At 58.1% G+C, this 16,111-nt stretch carries 19 protein-coding genes; 2 read left to right on the top strand and 17 right to left on the bottom strand.

Annotation, left to right across the window (positions count from 1 at the left end):
• Positions 1-8: 8 nt before the first annotated feature.
• From ccmI to ccmA, 9 genes are all read right to left on the bottom strand, one after another.
• A complete protein-coding gene (ccmI, locus tag RHM59_RS01180; protein WP_322285765.1) occupies positions 9-1,244 on the bottom strand; it encodes a c-type cytochrome biogenesis protein CcmI in 1,236 nt (411 codons plus the stop codon).
• The gene (locus RHM59_RS01175) at positions 1,241-1,711 is read right to left on the bottom strand and encodes a cytochrome c-type biogenesis protein (RefSeq protein ID WP_322168553.1); all 471 of its coding nucleotides are present in this window, start codon (positions 1,709-1,711) and stop codon (positions 1,241-1,243) included. The genes ccmI and RHM59_RS01175 overlap by 4 nt, the downstream gene beginning before the upstream one ends.
• A complete protein-coding gene (locus tag RHM59_RS01170; protein ID WP_322168550.1) occupies positions 1,708-2,244 on the bottom strand; it encodes a DsbE family thiol:disulfide interchange protein in 537 nt (178 codons plus the stop codon). The genes RHM59_RS01175 and RHM59_RS01170 overlap by 4 nt, the downstream gene beginning before the upstream one ends.
• A complete protein-coding gene (locus tag RHM59_RS01165; protein WP_322285764.1) occupies positions 2,241-4,214 on the bottom strand; it encodes a heme lyase CcmF/NrfE family subunit in 1,974 nt (657 codons plus the stop codon). The genes RHM59_RS01170 and RHM59_RS01165 overlap by 4 nt, the downstream gene beginning before the upstream one ends.
• A 4-nt stretch (positions 4,215-4,218) precedes the next feature.
• On the bottom strand, positions 4,219-4,695 hold the full coding sequence (gene ccmE / locus RHM59_RS01160) for a cytochrome c maturation protein CcmE (protein WP_322168544.1): 477 nt from the start codon (positions 4,693-4,695) through the stop codon (positions 4,219-4,221).
• Positions 4,692-4,868 carry a heme exporter protein CcmD gene (ccmD, locus tag RHM59_RS01155; protein ID WP_322168542.1) on the bottom strand — a complete coding sequence of 59 codons (177 nt, stop codon included), beginning with the start codon at positions 4,866-4,868 and terminating at the stop codon, positions 4,692-4,694. The genes ccmE and ccmD overlap by 4 nt, the downstream gene beginning before the upstream one ends.
• The gene (locus RHM59_RS01150) at positions 4,865-5,650 is read right to left on the bottom strand and encodes a heme ABC transporter permease (RefSeq protein WP_322168540.1); all 786 of its coding nucleotides are present in this window, start codon (positions 5,648-5,650) and stop codon (positions 4,865-4,867) included. Before RHM59_RS01150 ends, ccmD begins: the two co-directional genes overlap by 4 nt.
• 75 nt (positions 5,651-5,725) lie before the next feature.
• The gene (ccmB, locus tag RHM59_RS01145) at positions 5,726-6,397 is read right to left on the bottom strand and encodes a heme exporter protein CcmB (protein WP_322168538.1); all 672 of its coding nucleotides are present in this window, start codon (positions 6,395-6,397) and stop codon (positions 5,726-5,728) included.
• Positions 6,394-7,029, bottom strand: a complete 636-nt coding sequence (ccmA, locus tag RHM59_RS01140) for a cytochrome c biogenesis heme-transporting ATPase CcmA (protein WP_322285763.1) — start codon at positions 7,027-7,029, stop codon at positions 6,394-6,396. Before ccmA ends, ccmB begins: the two co-directional genes overlap by 4 nt.
• 200 nt (positions 7,030-7,229) lie before the next feature.
• On the opposite strand from ccmA, the gene RHM59_RS01135 reads away from it, so the two are divergent.
• Positions 7,230-8,825 (top strand): flagellar hook-length control protein FliK, encoded by a 1,596-nt coding sequence (locus RHM59_RS01135; protein ID WP_322285762.1) that lies wholly within the window; start codon positions 7,230-7,232, stop codon positions 8,823-8,825.
• Entirely contained in the window at positions 8,825-9,148 is a 324-nt protein-coding gene (locus RHM59_RS01130; protein ID WP_322285761.1) for an EscU/YscU/HrcU family type III secretion system export apparatus switch protein, read from the top strand. The genes RHM59_RS01135 and RHM59_RS01130 overlap by 1 nt, the downstream gene beginning before the upstream one ends.
• Before the next feature lie 56 nt (positions 9,149-9,204).
• On the opposite strand, the gene RHM59_RS01125 is transcribed toward RHM59_RS01130, so the two are convergent.
• The 8 genes from RHM59_RS01125 to motD all read right to left on the bottom strand — a co-directional run bounded on the left by RHM59_RS01125 (position 9,205) and on the right by motD (position 16,104).
• Positions 9,205-10,092 (bottom strand): LysR family transcriptional regulator, encoded by an 888-nt coding sequence (locus tag RHM59_RS01125; RefSeq protein ID WP_322285760.1) that lies wholly within the window; start codon positions 10,090-10,092, stop codon positions 9,205-9,207.
• A gap of 57 nt (positions 10,093-10,149) precedes the next feature.
• Positions 10,150-10,902, bottom strand: a complete 753-nt coding sequence (locus tag RHM59_RS01120; protein ID WP_322285759.1) for an Asp/Glu racemase — start codon at positions 10,900-10,902, stop codon at positions 10,150-10,152.
• A 21-nt stretch (positions 10,903-10,923) separates the two neighbouring features.
• The gene (locus tag RHM59_RS01115; protein WP_322285758.1) at positions 10,924-12,243 is read right to left on the bottom strand and encodes an MFS transporter; all 1,320 of its coding nucleotides are present in this window, start codon (positions 12,241-12,243) and stop codon (positions 10,924-10,926) included.
• 279 nt (positions 12,244-12,522) lie between these two features.
• On the bottom strand, positions 12,523-12,927 hold the full coding sequence (locus RHM59_RS01110; RefSeq protein ID WP_322168528.1) for a DUF2802 domain-containing protein: 405 nt from the start codon (positions 12,925-12,927) through the stop codon (positions 12,523-12,525).
• Positions 12,928-13,407 carry a chemotaxis protein CheW gene (locus RHM59_RS01105; RefSeq protein WP_322168526.1) on the bottom strand — a complete coding sequence of 160 codons (480 nt, stop codon included), beginning with the start codon at positions 13,405-13,407 and terminating at the stop codon, positions 12,928-12,930.
• A 55-nt stretch (positions 13,408-13,462) separates the two neighbouring features.
• A complete protein-coding gene (locus tag RHM59_RS01100) occupies positions 13,463-14,296 on the bottom strand; it encodes a CheW domain-containing protein (protein ID WP_322168524.1) in 834 nt (277 codons plus the stop codon).
• A gap of 87 nt (positions 14,297-14,383) precedes the next feature.
• The gene (locus RHM59_RS01095) at positions 14,384-15,172 is read right to left on the bottom strand and encodes a ParA family protein (protein WP_322285757.1); all 789 of its coding nucleotides are present in this window, start codon (positions 15,170-15,172) and stop codon (positions 14,384-14,386) included.
• Between the two features lie 44 nt (positions 15,173-15,216).
• Entirely contained in the window at positions 15,217-16,104 is an 888-nt protein-coding gene (motD, locus tag RHM59_RS01090; protein ID WP_322168521.1) for a flagellar motor protein MotD, read from the bottom strand.
• Positions 16,105-16,111: the final 7 nt, after the last annotated feature.

Below are 16,111 nucleotides of genomic sequence, written 5' to 3'. Positions count from 1 at the left end.
CGTTCTCTTTAATGATCCGGGCTGTCGATGGTCAGCGCTTGCAGCTCCGTGGTGCTGCTGGACAGGGGCGCGCTGCGGCCAATCCACTCACCCGTTGTCGCTTGGCCGGCGCGGGAGATGCGCGCAACCAGTTGGACTTCAGGGAAGTTCGACAGTTTCAGTTGCGGCATCATCGCGTCCGCATCGGCCAGTTCGACTTCAGCGGGCAGGTCAGCCACGGTCAGGCGCTTGACCGCCAACGGCATGGGCGGGCCGGAGGTGGCGCGGGCAAAGATAAACACGCTGTCGCCGGGTTGGACCTTGGCTTTGAGGGCTTCGGCGAGGTCAACATGAACCTTGATCAGTGCCGGCACCCTGCTTTCAACCGCTGACGTCTCTGGCGCCTTGACCGCGACCACAGGTGTCGCAACGACTGCAGCGCCACTGCCAAGTTTCTCGGCAGCGCGGGCAATGCCACCTTCCAGCGCTGAGCGGGAAGGATCATCCGCCGGTAACACCGCTAACAGGCGTTTCCAGTAATCCATGGCTTGCTGATAGCGCTCGCCCTCGAAGGCAGCGATCCCCAACAGCCCGAGGCTGGTGACTTCATTGGGATCGGCTTTAAGCGCTTCGGTGGTCAGCGCCTGGACCTGCGGCGAGAACTTTTTGTCACCGGCGAAATACAGCGCTTGAGCCCACTGCCCGAGCAGTTCTGGCTGACGCCCGGCCAATCCGACCGAACGTTCAAACAGAACTGCCGCGTCCGCAGGCCGGTCCTGCGCCATGTAACTGCGCGCCAGGAAGTACAAACCTTCCGCCGAATCCGGCTGAGCCTTTACCGCACGCTCCAGGCGTGTAGTCATTTCCGCCAGGGACGTTGGCGCCTGAGCGAATTCGCGACTCAGTTCGACCTTGTCACTGGCACCGAAATGCAGGTACAGCGCCAAGCCCAGGACCGGCACCAGCACCGCCGCCAGCAACGGTAATGATTTGCCCAAGCGCGCCGAGCGCGAGATATCGGCGCCTTCGGTGTCGGCCAGCAACTCACGCGCGGCTTCGGCACGGCCGGAATCCATTTGCGAGTCAGAGAGCACGCCCTCCTCCTGCTGACCCACTAGCTCGGCCACACGCTCCTGATACAGGGCAACGTTGAGCGCGGTACGATCCTCTTCACTTTGAGCGCGACGACCACGCAGAACAGGGATCAACAAAAAACTCAGGGCCACCAGCAACAGCAGGCCGGCAGCTAGCCAGAAATCAATCATTCGTGGTTTTTATCCAACAGGTGGGCGAGGCGCTGACGCTCCTCGTCGGAAAGAACATCTGCATCTTCGGCGCGCTTGCCGCGTCGGCGCGTGATCATGACGCCGATCACCAACACGCCGCCCAACAGTAAGCCCGCCGGGCCAAACCAAAGCAGCCAGGTCCCCGAATTGAGCGCCGGTTTGTAGCGCACGAAATCGCCGTAGCGATCAACCATGAAGTCGATGATCTGCTGATTGCTTTGGCCTTCGCCTAGCATCCGATAAATCTCTTTACGCAGGTCGGCGGCGATGGGCGCGTTGGAGTCAGCGATGTCTTGATTCTGGCATTTCGGGCAACGCAGTTCTCGGGTCAGGTCGGCGTAACGCGCGCGCTGAGCCTCGTCTTTGAATTCATATGAATCGATGGCGGCCTGGGCGACACCCGCCAGCCCTGCACTGAGAACCGCTGCGGCTAACCAACGCTTCATGGTTTGGCCTCATCTACCAGGCCTTGATACAGGCCGGCCAGTTGTTCATGCCAAACCACGTCGTCGATCACGCCGACGTGCTTGTAACGAATAACGCCCTTGCTGTCGATCAGGAAGGTTTCCGGCGCGCCGTACACCCCCAGGTTCAGACCGAGGCCACCGGCCTCATCGTTGATGTTGATCTGGTAAGGGTTATGAAAATCCTTCAGCCATTTCTGCGCATCAACGTTGACGTCTTTGTAGTTGATGCCATAAATCACCACGCCTTGCTGCGCCAACTTATTCAACACCGGATGCTCGACGCGGCAGGAGATACACCACGTGCCCCAGACGTTGACCAGCGCCGGCTTACCCAGCAAATCAGCCTGGGTTATGACTTTGCCGCTTTGCACGTCAGGCAAGGAAAACGCCGGGAACTGCTTGCCGATCATCGCTGACGGCAACTCGGCAGGGTCAAGGTACAGGCCGCGATAGAGAAAAGCCGCCACGCCCAAAAACAAGGCCAGCGGTATCAACAGAATCCAGCGCTTCATGCAGTGGCCCCCGTCAGGCCCAGCGCATCACGCACTTTGCTTTTGACTTTGACTCGATAACGACGGTCCGACGCCGCCATCAGGCCGCCCAAAGCAGTGAACAATCCGCCGAACCAAATCCAGCGCACGAACGGTTTGACGTGCAGGCGCACAGCCCACGCGCCATTCTCCAGCGGTTCACCGAGGGCCACGTACAGATCACGGCGGAAGCCCGCGTCGATACCGGCTTCAGTCATCATCGATTGCTGCACGCTGTACAAGCGTTTTTCCGGGTGAAGCAGCGCCACTTGCTTGCCGCCTTCGAGGACGCGAATAGTGCCTTGGTCGGCAGTGAAGTTCGGGCCCTGAATATGCTTGGCGCCTTCGAACTGGAAGACATAACCACCCAAATACAACGAATCACCCGGCGCCATTCGCAGATCCCGCTGAGCACTGTTGGAACTGGACAGCACCACGCCCAACGCACAGACGGCGATGCCGATGTGCGCAACCTGCATGCCCCAATAACTGCGGGTCAAACCACGAACGCCTTTGATCAGGCCTTTGTGGCGGGTTTTGTCGAGGATGTCGCGAACACCGGCCAGCAAGACCCACGCCGCGAGCATGAAGGTCGCCAGGGAACCCCATTGCGTGTCATGCAGCACGAACGCAGCGACTCCCGCCAGCAACGCGCTGCCGACCAAAACTGGCGCCAACATGCCCAGCAACCATTTCACCGGGGTGTCTTTCCAGCGCACCAACATACCGACGGCCATCACTGCCATCAGTAACGCCATCAAGGGCACGAACAACGCGTTGAAGTAAGGCGGGCCCACCGACATTTTGGTGCCGCTCATCGCATCCACCGCCAGCGGATATAAGGTGCCCAACAGAATCGTTGACGCGGCGACGACCAGGATCAGGTTATTGCCCAACAGCAGGGTTTCACGGGACCACAATGAGAAACCTACGTGGCTTTTCACCACCGGGGCACGGAACGCGAACAGGGTCAGCGAGCCGCCGACCACGATCAGCAGGAAGATCAGAATGAACACGCCACGGGCGGGGTCAGAAGCAAACGCGTGGACCGACGTCACCACCCCGGAACGCACCAGAAAGGTGCCCAACAAGCTCAGCGAAAACGCCGCAATCGCCAACAGCACGGTCCAGCTTTTGAAGACACCGCGCTTCTCAGTCACCGCCAGCGAGTGGATCAACGCCGTGCCGACCAACCAAGGCATGAACGAGGCGTTTTCCACTGGATCCCAGAACCACCAGCCGCCCCAACCGAGTTCGTAGTAAGCCCACCAGGAACCGAGGGTGATGCCGACGCCAAGGAAGGCCCAGGCAATGATCGTCCACGGACGTGACCAGCGCGCCCATGCAGCGTCCAGACGCCCGCCGAGCAGCGCAGCAATGGCAAATGCGAAGGCGACCGAGAAACCGACGTAACCCATGTACAGCATCGGCGGATGCACAATCAGGCCAATGTCTTGCAGCAAGGGGTTAAGGTCGTGACCATCTGCGGGGATTTGCGGCAGGATCCGCGTAAACGGGTTGGAGGTGAGTGTCAAAAACAGCAGGAAGCCCACGCTGATCATGCCCATCACGGCCAATACCCGCGCCAACATGATCTGCGGCAGTTGACGAGAAAAGATCGATACCGCAAAGGTCCAGCCACCGAGGATCAACGCCCACAGTAACAACGAGCCTTCGTGTGCGCCCCATACGGCGCTGAATTTGAAATACCACGGCAACGCACTGTTGGAGTTATTGGCCACATAGCCGACCGAAAAGTCGTCGGTCATGAATGAGTACGTCAGGCAGCCGAAGGAAAACACCAAGAAGGCAAACTGCCCCCAGGCCGCTGGCTGGGCCAGGCTCATCCATTGACGGTCACCGCGCCAAGCGCCGATCAAGGGCACGCTGGCCTGCACGATGGCAAGGCACAGCGCCAGAATCATGGCCAGATGGCCGAGCTCAGGAATCATGGGGTCAGCCCTGTTTCGATGGTAGAGAGGTCGACGAAGACGATACGGGCGCCGACTGGCCGCTGTCTTTCAATGCTTTTGTCACTTCAGGCGGCATGTATTTCTCATCGTGCTTGGCCAGTACCTCATCGGCGACTACCACGCCATCGGCGTTGAGTTTGCCCAAGGCGACGATGCCCTGCCCTTCACGGAACAGGTCAGGAAGAATGCCCCGATAGGTAATGGTCACCGACTTATTGAAATCGGTGACGATGAATTTGACGTCCAAGGAATCGCCGGAGCGTTGCAACGAACCTTTTTCCACCATGCCGCCAGCGCGAATACGCGCATCAACCGGGGCCTCGCCGTTGGCGATCTGAGTCGGGGTGTAGAACAGGTTGATGTTCTGTTGCAGCGCACTCAAGGCCAGGCCGACGGCGACGCCCACTCCGGCCAGTATTCCGACAATGATCAACAGACGCTTCTTACGCAGCGGATTCACTTCTGATTCTCCCAGCGCAGACGTCGCGCCTCTTGTTGCAAGTAACGCCGACGGGCCAAGACCGGCAGCGCGACGTTTAGAGCCAATACCGACAGGCAAATGCCATACGCAGACCAGACATACAGGGCATGACGGCCCATGGCCAAGAAATCACCAAACGAGTCGAAACTCACTGTACGACTCCTTTGACGGGCACTTGATTCAGGCTTTTCATGATTTCGTCCTTGACCCAACTGCTGCGCGCTTCGCGCTTTAGGACTTCAAGGCGCATGCGCAGCAACAGCACTGCGCCAAAGAAGCAATAGAACCCCAAGACCATGAACAGCAACGGCAGCCACATCTCGGCCGGCATCGCCGGTTTTTCCGTGAGGCTGAAGGTCGCGCCCTGGTGCAAGGTGCTCCACCATTCCACCGAGTATTTGATGATCGGTATGTTGATCACGCCAACAATCGCCAGTACCGCGCAGGCTTTGGCGGCGCTCTCGCGGTTGGTAATGGCGTTGCCGAGGGCAATCAGACCGAAGTACAGGAACAACAGAATCAACATCGATGTCAGGCGCGCATCCCACACCCACCACGAACCCCAGGTCGGTTTGCCCCAGATGGCGCCAGTCACTAACGCCACGGCGGTCATCCAGGCCCCCACGGGAGCAGCACACTGCAGCGCAACATCGGCTATTTTCATCTTCCAGACCAGCCCGACCACACCGGCCACGGCCAACATCACGTAGCAGGACTGGGCGACCATGGCGGCCGGAACGTGAATATAAATGATGCGAAAACTGTTGCCCTGCTGATAGTCCGGCGGCGCAAAGGCGAGGCCCCATACCAGACCGATACCGATCAGCAACACGGCGGCGATGCTCAGCCAGGGCAGCATGCGCCCGCTGATACCGTAAAACCATTTAGGTGAGCCCAGCTTGTGGAACCAGGTCCAACTGATGTTGCTTTTCATCACGCTGCCTTTCATCACAGTACTTTCAGGGTCTTTATTGATCAGCGCCCTCGGGCGGCGATGATCCAACCTCAATTATTCGCCGACGCTGATCTTCAGGCCAGCGGCTATTGCAAAAGGTGTCAGGGTTACTGCCAAAGCGGTCAGGCTGCCAAGCCAAAGCAAGTAACCGGTGGCGGGCATGCCATGCAGCGCCGCTTGTAACGCGCCGCTGCCCAGAATCAATACCGGGATGTACAACGGCAATATCAATAACGCCAACAATAATCCGCCGCGCTTCAAGCCGACGGTCAATGCCGCACCCACCGCGCCGAGCAAGCTTAGTACCGGCGTACCCAGCAGCAGCGAGAGCAACAATACAGGCAGGCATTCACTGGGCAAACCCAGCATCAATGCCAATAACGGCGCCAATAGCACCAGCGCCAGTCCGGAAAACACCCAGTGTGCCAGCACCTTGGCTGAAACTAGAAGAGCCAGGGGGTGCGACGAAAGGACCCACTGCTCCAGTGAACCGTCTTCAAAATCACTGCGAAACAGCCCGTCAAGCGAGAGCAGGACTGACAATAGCGCTGCCACCCAGACTAATCCCGGCGACAAGGTTTGCAACAATTGAGTCTCCGGGCCGACGGCCAGCGGGAACAAGGCGATCACGATTGCGAAAAAAACCAGCGGGTTAGCCAATTCCGCCGGACGACGAAATAACAAACGTGCTTCACGGGCGACCATCAGGGTAAACACATGACTCATACCGCCCACTGCCCCAGATCAAGGTCTCGATAACCGCCAGGCATATGGCCCAGCGTATGGTGAGTGGTCAACACAACCATGCCGCCGCGCTCGCAATGTGCCGCCAGGTGCGTTTCGAGTTGAGCCACACCTTGTTTGTCCAACGCGGTGAACGGTTCATCGAGGATCCACAACGGCGGGCTATCGAGGTACAGACGCGCCAACGCGACGCGCCGTTGCTGGCCTGCCGACAAGGTATGGCAAGGCACGTCTTCGAAGCCGCGCAAACCGACCGACTCCAGCGCGCGCCAAATATCGTCGCGGTGGGCGGGACGGTGCAAGGCACACAGCCATGTGAGGTTTTCCTCGGCGGTGAGCAGGTCCTTGATACCGGCAGCGTGGCCGATCCACAGCAGGTTGCGCGCCAGCTCGGTCCGCTGCGTCACCAGCGGCTGGCCGTTAAGCAGCACGTCCCCCGCCGTCGGCTGCATCAGCCCGGCCAGCAACCGCAACAGGCTGGTTTTACCACTACCGTTCGGGCCGCTTATTTGCAGCATATCGCCGGCAGACAGACGCAGTTCGAGGTTCTCGAAGAGCATCCGCCAGTCACGCTCGCAAGCAAGCGCCACGGCTTCTAGAAGCGGGCTGGACATGGCTGACCTTTCTTTGATGATCAAGGGCTAAGCGGTTCAAGTCGGCTAAAAACCGGCCGTTATACTGATGACGTTTAAACGTGCACCTACCCGAAAGGAGGGGTGACTTAAATTTTTATCCGCACCCTCCTAGACGGGGCGGCATTATACATGTCATGTCCTACTTTCAAGAGGGCAATTTCCACAGGTTGTAACTCTCCATGACTGGCGACATTAGCAGCCTCCCACCGCTCTCCCCTGCCGCAGTGCTCATTAAGGCTGGGGTTGCGCCGAGTGACGTTCTCAAATTGCTTCAACCTGCGGCGGGATTGTTGGCGGCGGGCGAAATCGTTACCGCAGAAGTCGTCACGACAAAACCCGTGGATCAGGCGTTTCAGTTGCTGTTACGGCTAAACCTGGTGAGCGGCGGTCAAACCCTGATACAAGCCATCAGCCCGCAGCCGTTGCCGGTGGGCGCTAATTTGTTGGTGTCGCAGCCCACGCCCAGCAGCCTGGCCATTACTGTGCAACAGAGCTTGAGTTCGGCGGTTGCCAGCTTACTGACCATCGACACCAAACAATTGCCGGTGGGCACCTTGCTGCAAGGCACTGTGCAGAGCAGCCAGCCATTGCCATTGCCTCAGGGTCAGGGTCAGGGTCAGGGTCAGCCTGCGCTGTTTCGCAACATCATCACCCTGATCAACACCGTTCTCGCCGGCACCAGCCTGACGGTGGACAGCCCCCAGCCATTGGCAGTTGGTAGCCAACTCAACGCTCAGATCCAGGGGCCGCAGTCCTTGAGTTTCGTACAACTGAGCACGCACCTGGATCAAGTGGCGGTTTCCCAGCAGCTCAGCACCCAGCAAAGCCGCCAAGGCTCACTGGACGGTTTGTTCAAGATGCTGCAGAACATTCAGCAAAACCAAAGCTTGCCACCCGCGCTGCAAGAGAGCATCGATACGTTGTTGGCCGATCTGCCGGATATTCAACAATTAAGTGACCCCAAAGTCGTCGCGCAGGCCTTGAGCGGCAGCGGCGTGTTTCTTGAAGCCAACCTCCTCGGCGGCCAAACCGTGGCCGCCGGTCCAGACCTGAAAGCCAATTTATTAAGGCTGATTGCGCAGATCCTGCCGAACGTTCCTGACAACACCGATTACGACGCCGCAGCGGCCGCTAATAGCATGGCCCGGGTCATGCCGAGCATTATTCGCAATGCGTTGGGCACGCTGGGGTTGGTAGGCGCACGCCCGCACCTCAGTGGTTTCCCGATTCCGTCGCGTCACCTCGGCGCAGAGAATGCGGAAGACCTTGAGACCTTGTTAAAGCTTACCGCCGCGGCCATTTCGCGCCTGCAAAGCCATCAATTGTCCGGGCTCGAACAGACCCGCACCAGCGCCGACGGAAGCCTGTTGACCACGTGGCAATTGGAAATTCCCATGCGCAATATGCAGGACATCGTGCCACTACAGGTCAAAGTCCAACGTGAAGAAACGTCGGATCAGGATGAGAGTGCCGAGAAAAGCGACAACCCGAACAAGCCCGCCAAAGAGAAGCTCTGGCGGGTCGAACTGGCATTCAATTTGGAGCCGCTAGGGCCGCTGCAAGTCCAGGCGCAACTGGTACGCGGTAGTTTGTCTAGCCAGTTGTGGGCCGAGCGTTCGCAAAGCGCCGAGCTGATCGGCCGTGAATTGGGTTACCTGCGCGAGCGTCTGGTGGCGTCTGGCATCACCGTCAGCGAGTTGGCCTGCCATCGCGGCACCCCGCCACAAGGCCAGCGCACCGCCCTTGAACAACGCTGGATCGACGAGAAAGCCTGATGACTCAATCCGACCACACCCCGCGTCAGGCCATCGCCCTCAGCTACGACGGGCAACAAGCGCCAACCCTCACAGCCAAAGGCAACGACCAATTGGCCGAAACCATCCTGGCCATCGCCCGGGAATACGAGGTGCCAATCTACGAAAACGCCGAACTGGTCAAACTGCTGGCCCGTATGGAATTGGGCGACAGCATCCCTGAAGCGCTTTATCGCACCATCGCCGAAATCATCGCGTTTGCCTGGCACCTGAAAGGCAAGTTTCCTGCGGGCCGTGACCCTAACGCCGAGCCAGTGGAACGGGACATCACGCCGAGCGCCTGAGAAACCGCATCAAGCCCTTCGCCAACAAGTCGGCGCCTACAGATCGGTAAGGCTTTTCAGCTTTCCGACGCCAGCATATGGTCGAACAGCAGTCGCGCAGTGACCGACAGCGCTTCCCGGGAGCGTACGCACAAGGTCAGTTCGCGGGTAGCCCAGGGTTCGTCCAGCGTGAGGGTTTTTGCATGCTCAATGGCATAAATATCGACACTGCCCTGAGGCAATATCCCGATCCCGATACCCGCTTGAACCATCAAGCATAAAGCGTCGTAACTGGACACTTCCATCCGCAACTTGAGCGATCTTCCTGCATCACTGGCCGCTTTGATCATCTGAAAATTGAGATGGGTGCCGCTGCGTAACGCCACGTATTCATAATCGAGGGTGTCGGCGAAAGTCACGCTGTCGCGGGCTGCCAATGGATGGCCATCGGGGACCAGCAGCACCAATTGATCCGTGCGGAACGGATACACCTCTACGTCCGAGCCATGCGGTAATTGAGTAAATACGCCGATGTCGGCGAGGTTTTCCGCGACGCCCTTGGTGATCGCCAGGCTTTGCTTTTCTTCCAGGGTTATCTGAATCTGCGGATAAAGGTCCATGAACGACTTGAGCAGTGAGGGCATGAACTGAGTGATGGCTGAGATGTTAGCGAGCACATGAATAGAGCCGCGTCGACCGTGGGAAAAATCGTGCATCTGCACGACAATCTCATTCAAGTTGTTGAGCACGCTACGGGCCATGTACAGCAAGGAAATACCTGCGGCCGTCGGGGTAATCCCCTTGTTGGTGCGCACCAGTAACTGCGAGTTGAGCAGCTCTTCCAGCTCACTCAAACGCTTGCTGACCGCCGCAGCCGCAATGTGTTCGCGCTTGGCGGCGGCAGCGATCGTGCCTTCTTCAATGACGCTGACAAACAGACGCAACGAGACGGGATCGAGTTTCATAAGGGCCAACAGGCTCAACGGTGTGGACTGCGCCGATGGTAACCCTTTACGTCGGCTTCAGAATGCGCCAGAAAGCAGATAACCCGCGTTTGGCACTTGGGCTTTCAAGCCCAGGGTTTTCAGTATCTGGTAAACGGTGGCGACTGACGCTGACAACACCGGCAGGTCGATACGGTCTTGGACCACTTGGATCGCCGGCAGCGATGGCATCTGTACACAGGCTGAAAGCACTACGCCGTCCGCTTGGCCTATATTCAGGCGATCGGCGTGCGCCACCAGATTCATCGGGTCCAGACGACCCACCGCGAGGTTGTCGGAGACTTCCAAACTGATCGAGTCGGTCACTTCAATTCCGGCGGCTTCGATGTAGTCGATGACTTGTTGGGTCAGCGGCTTCATGTACGGGGTGATCAGCGCGACTTTCTTGTAGCCCAGCACGTTCAAGCTGTCGATCAACGCGCCCGCCGAACTCAACACCGGGGTCGGCGCATTGTTGCTCTTAACGGTTTCACTCAGGCGGGCCTGGGAGACTTTGTGGTAACCGGCGCCTTGGCACATGATCGCTACCAGGCAGGCATAGGCCATGACGTCGACTCGGGCATCGCTCAGTTCCAGTGCGCAACGGTCACTGTCGATGTCCATTCTTTTAAGTTCTTCCGGGCTTACATTCATCATCCGCATGCGCGCGGAGTGAAAGGTGAAATGCTCCTCAGGGAACAGCGAGTATCGCGAGGTCAGCATCGCTGGGATTTCAGTTTCCATGGTGGTGTTGGAGCTTGGAACGATTTGGCCGATACGAAAATTTTTCATAACTCAGTCCTTCTCTAGAAGTCAGTTGCCGCTGGTCAGTTGAGCGCCCTTGGTTTCCTGAAGCGTGAACACCAGGACGGCGGCGATCGCATAAGAAACAGAGGCAAGAGAAATGGTCGCAGTGAAGCCAACAAGCGGGATTAAAATCGGTACCAGCTTGATCCCGGCGATGGCGCCGACACGACCGAAGTTGAAGCAAAAACCTGACGCGGTGGAACGAATGCTGGTCGGGAACAATTCCGAATACCACGAACCGAAACCGCTGAAGTAGCCGGTAAAGAAGCCCAGCAATGCAGCCAGGGAGCCGAGGGTGATCACGTTCTGGGTGGTGAACAGCAGTTTGCCGTCAGTCAATGGCATCAGCGTCGCTGAGTAGGCAAACACCGGCACCATGATCGCCATCCCCGCGAAAAAAATCGCGAACGACAGACGCCGGCCAATTGCTTCGGCTAAATAGCCATACGCCAGGTAACCAATGGTCGCGCCAATGCCGATCCAGATCACAAACACCGGTGCTTGATCAATTCGCACGTTGAGGATGTTCTGCAGATAGGCGGGCATAAAGGTCATGATGATCCAATAGCCGTACATGCCGAGTACCGAGATGCTCAAACCGAGCAGGGTCAGCTTCAGGTATTGCGGACTGAAGATCTCCATCAGCCGGCCTTTTTTGGCGTTCTGGCGCATAAATTCGCGGTTGGCCAGCCAAACGGGCGATTCTTTGACGAACAGCATGATGAACACCAGCGTGAAATAGGCTGGGATCGAGGCGTAGATAAACAGCGAGCGCCATGATTCGGGGTCGCTGGTCTTTAGAAAGGTCCACGCGAATATTGCTGCCAGAAGGCCACCGCCCGACCAACCGGTTTGCATCACCGCGAAGGCTTTGGCGCGACCGGCCGGCGGCCAGATCTCCGAGACCAGTGCTGCGGCTGCAGACCACAACCCACCCACCGCGATACCGACACAAAAGCGGCAGACGTTGAGTTGCCACAAGCTGTCGGCGTAACCACACAACAGGGTTCCGGTACCGTAGACAAACACCGACAACAACATAGTTTTTTTGCGGCCGATCTTGTCAGCAATATTGCCCAGGAAAAAACCACCAATACCGGTCGCTAGCAGGAACCAGGCAACAGTGGAAACCACCTCACCCATGCCGACCGAAAAGGTTTTCGCCACGGCCAATAGGACAAAGCCAAACACGGTGGCGTCCAGCGCGTCGAATAACCAGGCGGCCCAAGAGCCTCCAAGCGTCAGGTAGCGTTCACCCTGAGTAAGGCTGTTGGCGCCCGTCGTGGTAGACGGTGCTGCAATCGGTCTCGCAGTCATGGTTTTCATCGCATTATCTCGTCGTGATCGACTTATTGTTTTTGCGGACTCACTCGCGACAGCGGTGCGAGATGAGCAATCTGTAGGATGAATACTAAAAGCGGGGATTTGGCGCGTATATCAGGCATTCACGAGCCTGCCATCGCGTATGGCGATGGCTAGCACCTGAAAGGCATGTTTGCGGGGAATTCAGAGATTCTGTAGGAGCTGCCGAAGGCTGCGATAGGTCCGAAGGACCTTCGCCAACGAGTTGGCTCCTTACAGGGATAGGGGCCGTAGACGTGTGCCCTACCCGCGCCGTGGCGACTCGTGCATTTTGCTCATCAACCGAGCTTCTGCCTGGGTCAGGCCGCAGGATTGGGTCAGTTCATCGACGCTGGCACCCATGCCGACCAATCGGGCGGCTTGGGCGAAGGACAGCGTGGACGGGTCACGCTGCTCAAGCTGGCTCAACTTGTCCGGCAGCGGCGCGACGACTGAGCGCAATTCGTGCAAGTCCTCGCCCATGCGAATGGTGCCGCTCTGGTAGTTATCCAGACGTCTGGCCAACTCTCGGATGCGTTGATCACGCACCGTGTCGTCTTCGGCCTGTTGCGTCAGCAATAACCGCTGGCGTTTGGCGTAAGACAGAAACAGCACCAACGAGAGCACCCAAAGGATGCCCAGGAAAATTACCGCAGCCTCAAGAATCAATCAGATGTTCTCCAGGTCCGACCACTCTTCTTCCGACATCATTTTGTCCAGCTCAACAAGGATCAGCAGTTCACCGTTCTTGTTGCACACGCCCTGGATAAACTTGGCGGATTCGTCATTGCCCACGTTCGGCGCGGTTTCGACTTCAGACTGACGCAGATAAACCACTTCTGCCACGCTGTCGACCAGAATCCCGACCACTTGCTTGTCCGCTTCGATGATCACAACGCGGGTGTTGTCGCTGACTTCAACCGGGGCCAGACCGAAACGCTGACGGGTGTCGATGACGGTCACGACGTTACCGCGCAAGTTAATGATGCCCAGCACGTAGCTTGGCGCACCCGGAACAGGAGCGATTTCGGTGTAGCGCAGCACTTCCTGAACCTGCATCACGTTGATGCCATACGACTCGTTATCCAGGCGGAAGGTAACCCACTGCAGGATAGGATCTTCGGAACCTTGTGCTGACGACTTATTCATACCCCTAACCCCTCAAGTGTGTGCTGTACAGACGGCACTGAGCGCCGCCCTATGATTATTTGATAACGCCCATTTGCTTGACCGCGCCACTGGCTATCAGCTCGGCCAATTCGGAAACATCCAGCAATGCACACATGTGTTCAATCACTGTGCCCGCCAACCAGGGGCGTTGGCCGCGCTGGCTGCGCCATTTGATTTCGTTGGGGTCCAGGCGTATTGAGCGGCTGACGTGATGCACGGCCAGCCCCCATTCATAACCCTGAACCGAAATAACGTATTGCAAGCCCTGGCGGAAATCGTCGCGGTAGCGGTCAGGCATCACCCAGCGCGCCGTGTCGAGTACCTTCAAGTTGCCGCTTTGGCTGGGCAAGATCCCCAGAAACCAGTCCGGCTGGCCAAACAACGGTGTCAGCTCAGTCCCGGCCAAGGAATAGATCGAGCCCAAGCACACCAACGGCACGGCCAATGTCAGGCCGGCGACGTCGAACAACAAGCATTCGAACGGCTCGGCAGCCCACGCGGGGCGGCCGTCTTTGGCCAACGGCGGTGGCGTGCCCTGAGCCAAAGCAACGGGCACGTCCACCACGGAGCTGAACATGGTCACCGAACGCTCAACAACTGGCTTCGCTTCGATCACCTTGGGCACAAGCGCCACAGGTGCGGGCAACGCCAGCTCATGAACCACGCTCGGCACAGGCACAGCAACGACAACCGCCGCCAACGCCGCGCTAACCACCGCATCACGGGCTTGCTCTTCGAGCACCGCAGCCTGGAATTCATCCAGGTCGGAACTGACCGTCAGCTCTTGCGTGGCGTCGAAAAGCAACGCATCCAGATAAGACTGCAGCGCCAGTTGTGGCCGTGTTGCGATATCGACAGGGCGGTTCATGACTCAGATCCGAAAAGACGACCTTTAGGGTTTATCGGCCGTGTTGGCACCCGACTTGAATGTGTCGGCAACTCAGCCATAAGCACCTCAAGCGACCTGCGCGAGAAGTTGTTGGGACAGCAAATCTTTGAGCAGCGCGCGGTAAGCCAGCACGGCCCGACTCTTATTGTCGAACTGCGAAGGCGTCACGCCCACCCGGCTGGCGTCACGCAAACGGGTATCGATCGGCACGTAGGCTTTCCAGAGGTGTTCCGGGTAGCTATCACGCAGCACCTTTAGCGTGCCCATGGACGCCTGCGTCCGGCGATCAAACAAGGTCGGGACGATGGTGTAAGGCAGCGCGACTTTGCGTGAACGGTTAATCATTGCCAGGGTGTTCACCATCCGCTCCAGGCCTTTAACGGCGAGGAATTCGGTCTGCACCGGGATCACCAGTTGCTGACTGGCCGCCAAAGCGTTGACCATCAACACCCCGAGCAACGGCGGGCTGTCGATAATCGCGTAATCGAAATCTTGCCAGAGCTGCGCCAAGCTTTTGGCGATCACCAGACCCAAACCGCTTTGTCCCGGCGATTGGCGTTCAAGCACAGCTAGGGCGGTGCTCGACGGCATCAGCGAAATATTGTTATCGCTGGTCGGCAGCAACAGTTGGCCGGGCAACCCCTCTGGCACCAAACCCTTGTGCAGAAACAAGTCATAAGCACTGTGTTCGAGGGTATCGGGGTTGTGTCCGAAGTAACTGGTCATGGAGCCATGGGGGTCAAGATCGACAACGACCACGCGCTTGCCGGCCTCAGCCAGCAAACCGGCTAAAGCGATGGTAGAAGTGGTCTTACCGACCCCACCTTTTTGATTAGCTACTGCCCAGACTCTCATGGTGCTTTTTCCGCTCGGCAATCCATTGACCTACCGAGAATTGGCTATAAGGCGGGCGGCGGAGAATTGACGGCGTTCGCGCGTACCGGCGGTATTAATCGGGGCGGTGCAGTTTGTGTGCCAGCACGCCTTAATGCTGCGTCCGGCTTGGCGTTGGCAGTGCCAGAGCCGGTGAGGCTGCGACGAACTTCCAGGTTGCGGGAAATGACTAACACCACGCGCCGATTGCGGGCACGGCCCTCAACGGTGGTGTTGGGCGCCACTGGCTGAAACTCGCCGTAACCGACTGACGCCATACGCGCCGGGTTGATCCCGTCAATCGCCAGCATGCGGACGATGCTCGCCGCTCGGGCAGACGACAGCTCCCAGTTTGTCGGGTACTGAGCGGTGCGGATGGGTTGGTCATCGGTGAAGCCTTCGACATGCACCGGGTTGTCAAACGGACTCAGGATCTTCGCGACCTTTTCGATGATATTGAACGCCGCGTCGCTGGGCATCGCATCACCGCTGCCGAACAACATGCTGGAATTGAGCTCGATCTCAATCCACAGCTCGTTACCCCTGACGGTCATCTGGTTGGATTTGATCAGATCGCCAAAACCATCGCGCACGTCGTTGGCAATGGTTTGCAAGGGTGCAATCGGACTCTGCGCGAGGCCGGCATCTACCTCTTGGCTGTCTTTGATCAACGGCTTGGAGGGCGTGATCGTGAGTGGCTTTTCATCGCCAATAGGAATCGGCTTGAGGCTGCGATCGGGCTCGTTGAAGGCCCCGATGAGTGCCTGTGAAAGCACCTTGTATTTACCTTCGTTAAGCGACGAGATCGAGTACATGACCACAAAAAACGCGAACAGCAAGGTGATGAAGTCCGCGTAGGACACCAGCCAACGTTCATGATTATCGTGCTCTTCAACTCGACGACGACGGGCCATGGTTAAT

This window comes from Pseudomonas sp. MH10, assembly GCF_034353045.1.
GTDB lineage: Bacteria > Pseudomonadota > Gammaproteobacteria > Pseudomonadales > Pseudomonadaceae > Aquipseudomonas.
Note: the sequence above shows the minus strand (reverse complement) of the source record. Positions and strands in the feature narration are given on the sequence as shown.

Excerpts from the sequence above, each read along its gene's own strand:
- ccmI (WP_322285765.1), bottom strand. The coding sequence starts at position 1,244 with ATGATTGATTTCTGGCTAGCTGCCGGCCTGCTGTTGCTGGTGGCCCTG.
- RHM59_RS01175 (WP_322168553.1), bottom strand. The coding sequence starts at position 1,711 with ATGAAGCGTTGGTTAGCCGCAGCGGTTCTCAGTGCAGGGCTGGCGGGT.
- RHM59_RS01170 (WP_322168550.1), bottom strand. The coding sequence starts at position 2,244 with ATGAAGCGCTGGATTCTGTTGATACCGCTGGCCTTGTTTTTGGGCGTG.
- RHM59_RS01165 (WP_322285764.1), bottom strand. The coding sequence starts at position 4,214 with ATGATTCCTGAGCTCGGCCATCTGGCCATGATTCTGGCGCTGTGCCTT.
- RHM59_RS01150 (WP_322168540.1), bottom strand. The coding sequence starts at position 5,650 with ATGAAAAGCAACATCAGTTGGACCTGGTTCCACAAGCTGGGCTCACCT.
- ccmB (WP_322168538.1), bottom strand. The coding sequence starts at position 6,397 with ATGAGTCATGTGTTTACCCTGATGGTCGCCCGTGAAGCACGTTTGTTA.
- ccmA (WP_322285763.1), bottom strand. The coding sequence starts at position 7,029 with ATGTCCAGCCCGCTTCTAGAAGCCGTGGCGCTTGCTTGCGAGCGTGAC.
- RHM59_RS01135 (WP_322285762.1), top strand. The coding sequence starts at position 7,230 with ATGACTGGCGACATTAGCAGCCTCCCACCGCTCTCCCCTGCCGCAGTG.
- RHM59_RS01130 (WP_322285761.1), top strand. The coding sequence starts at position 8,825 with ATGACTCAATCCGACCACACCCCGCGTCAGGCCATCGCCCTCAGCTAC.
- RHM59_RS01125 (WP_322285760.1), bottom strand. The coding sequence starts at position 10,092 with ATGAAACTCGATCCCGTCTCGTTGCGTCTGTTTGTCAGCGTCATTGAA.
- RHM59_RS01120 (WP_322285759.1), bottom strand. The coding sequence starts at position 10,902 with ATGAAAAATTTTCGTATCGGCCAAATCGTTCCAAGCTCCAACACCACC.
- RHM59_RS01115 (WP_322285758.1), bottom strand. The coding sequence starts at position 12,243 with ATGAAAACCATGACTGCGAGACCGATTGCAGCACCGTCTACCACGACG.
- RHM59_RS01105 (WP_322168526.1), bottom strand. The coding sequence starts at position 13,407 with ATGAATAAGTCGTCAGCACAAGGTTCCGAAGATCCTATCCTGCAGTGG.
- RHM59_RS01100 (WP_322168524.1), bottom strand. The coding sequence starts at position 14,296 with ATGAACCGCCCTGTCGATATCGCAACACGGCCACAACTGGCGCTGCAG.
- RHM59_RS01095 (WP_322285757.1), bottom strand. The coding sequence starts at position 15,172 with ATGAGAGTCTGGGCAGTAGCTAATCAAAAAGGTGGGGTCGGTAAGACC.
- motD (WP_322168521.1), bottom strand. The coding sequence starts at position 16,104 with ATGGCCCGTCGTCGTCGAGTTGAAGAGCACGATAATCATGAACGTTGG.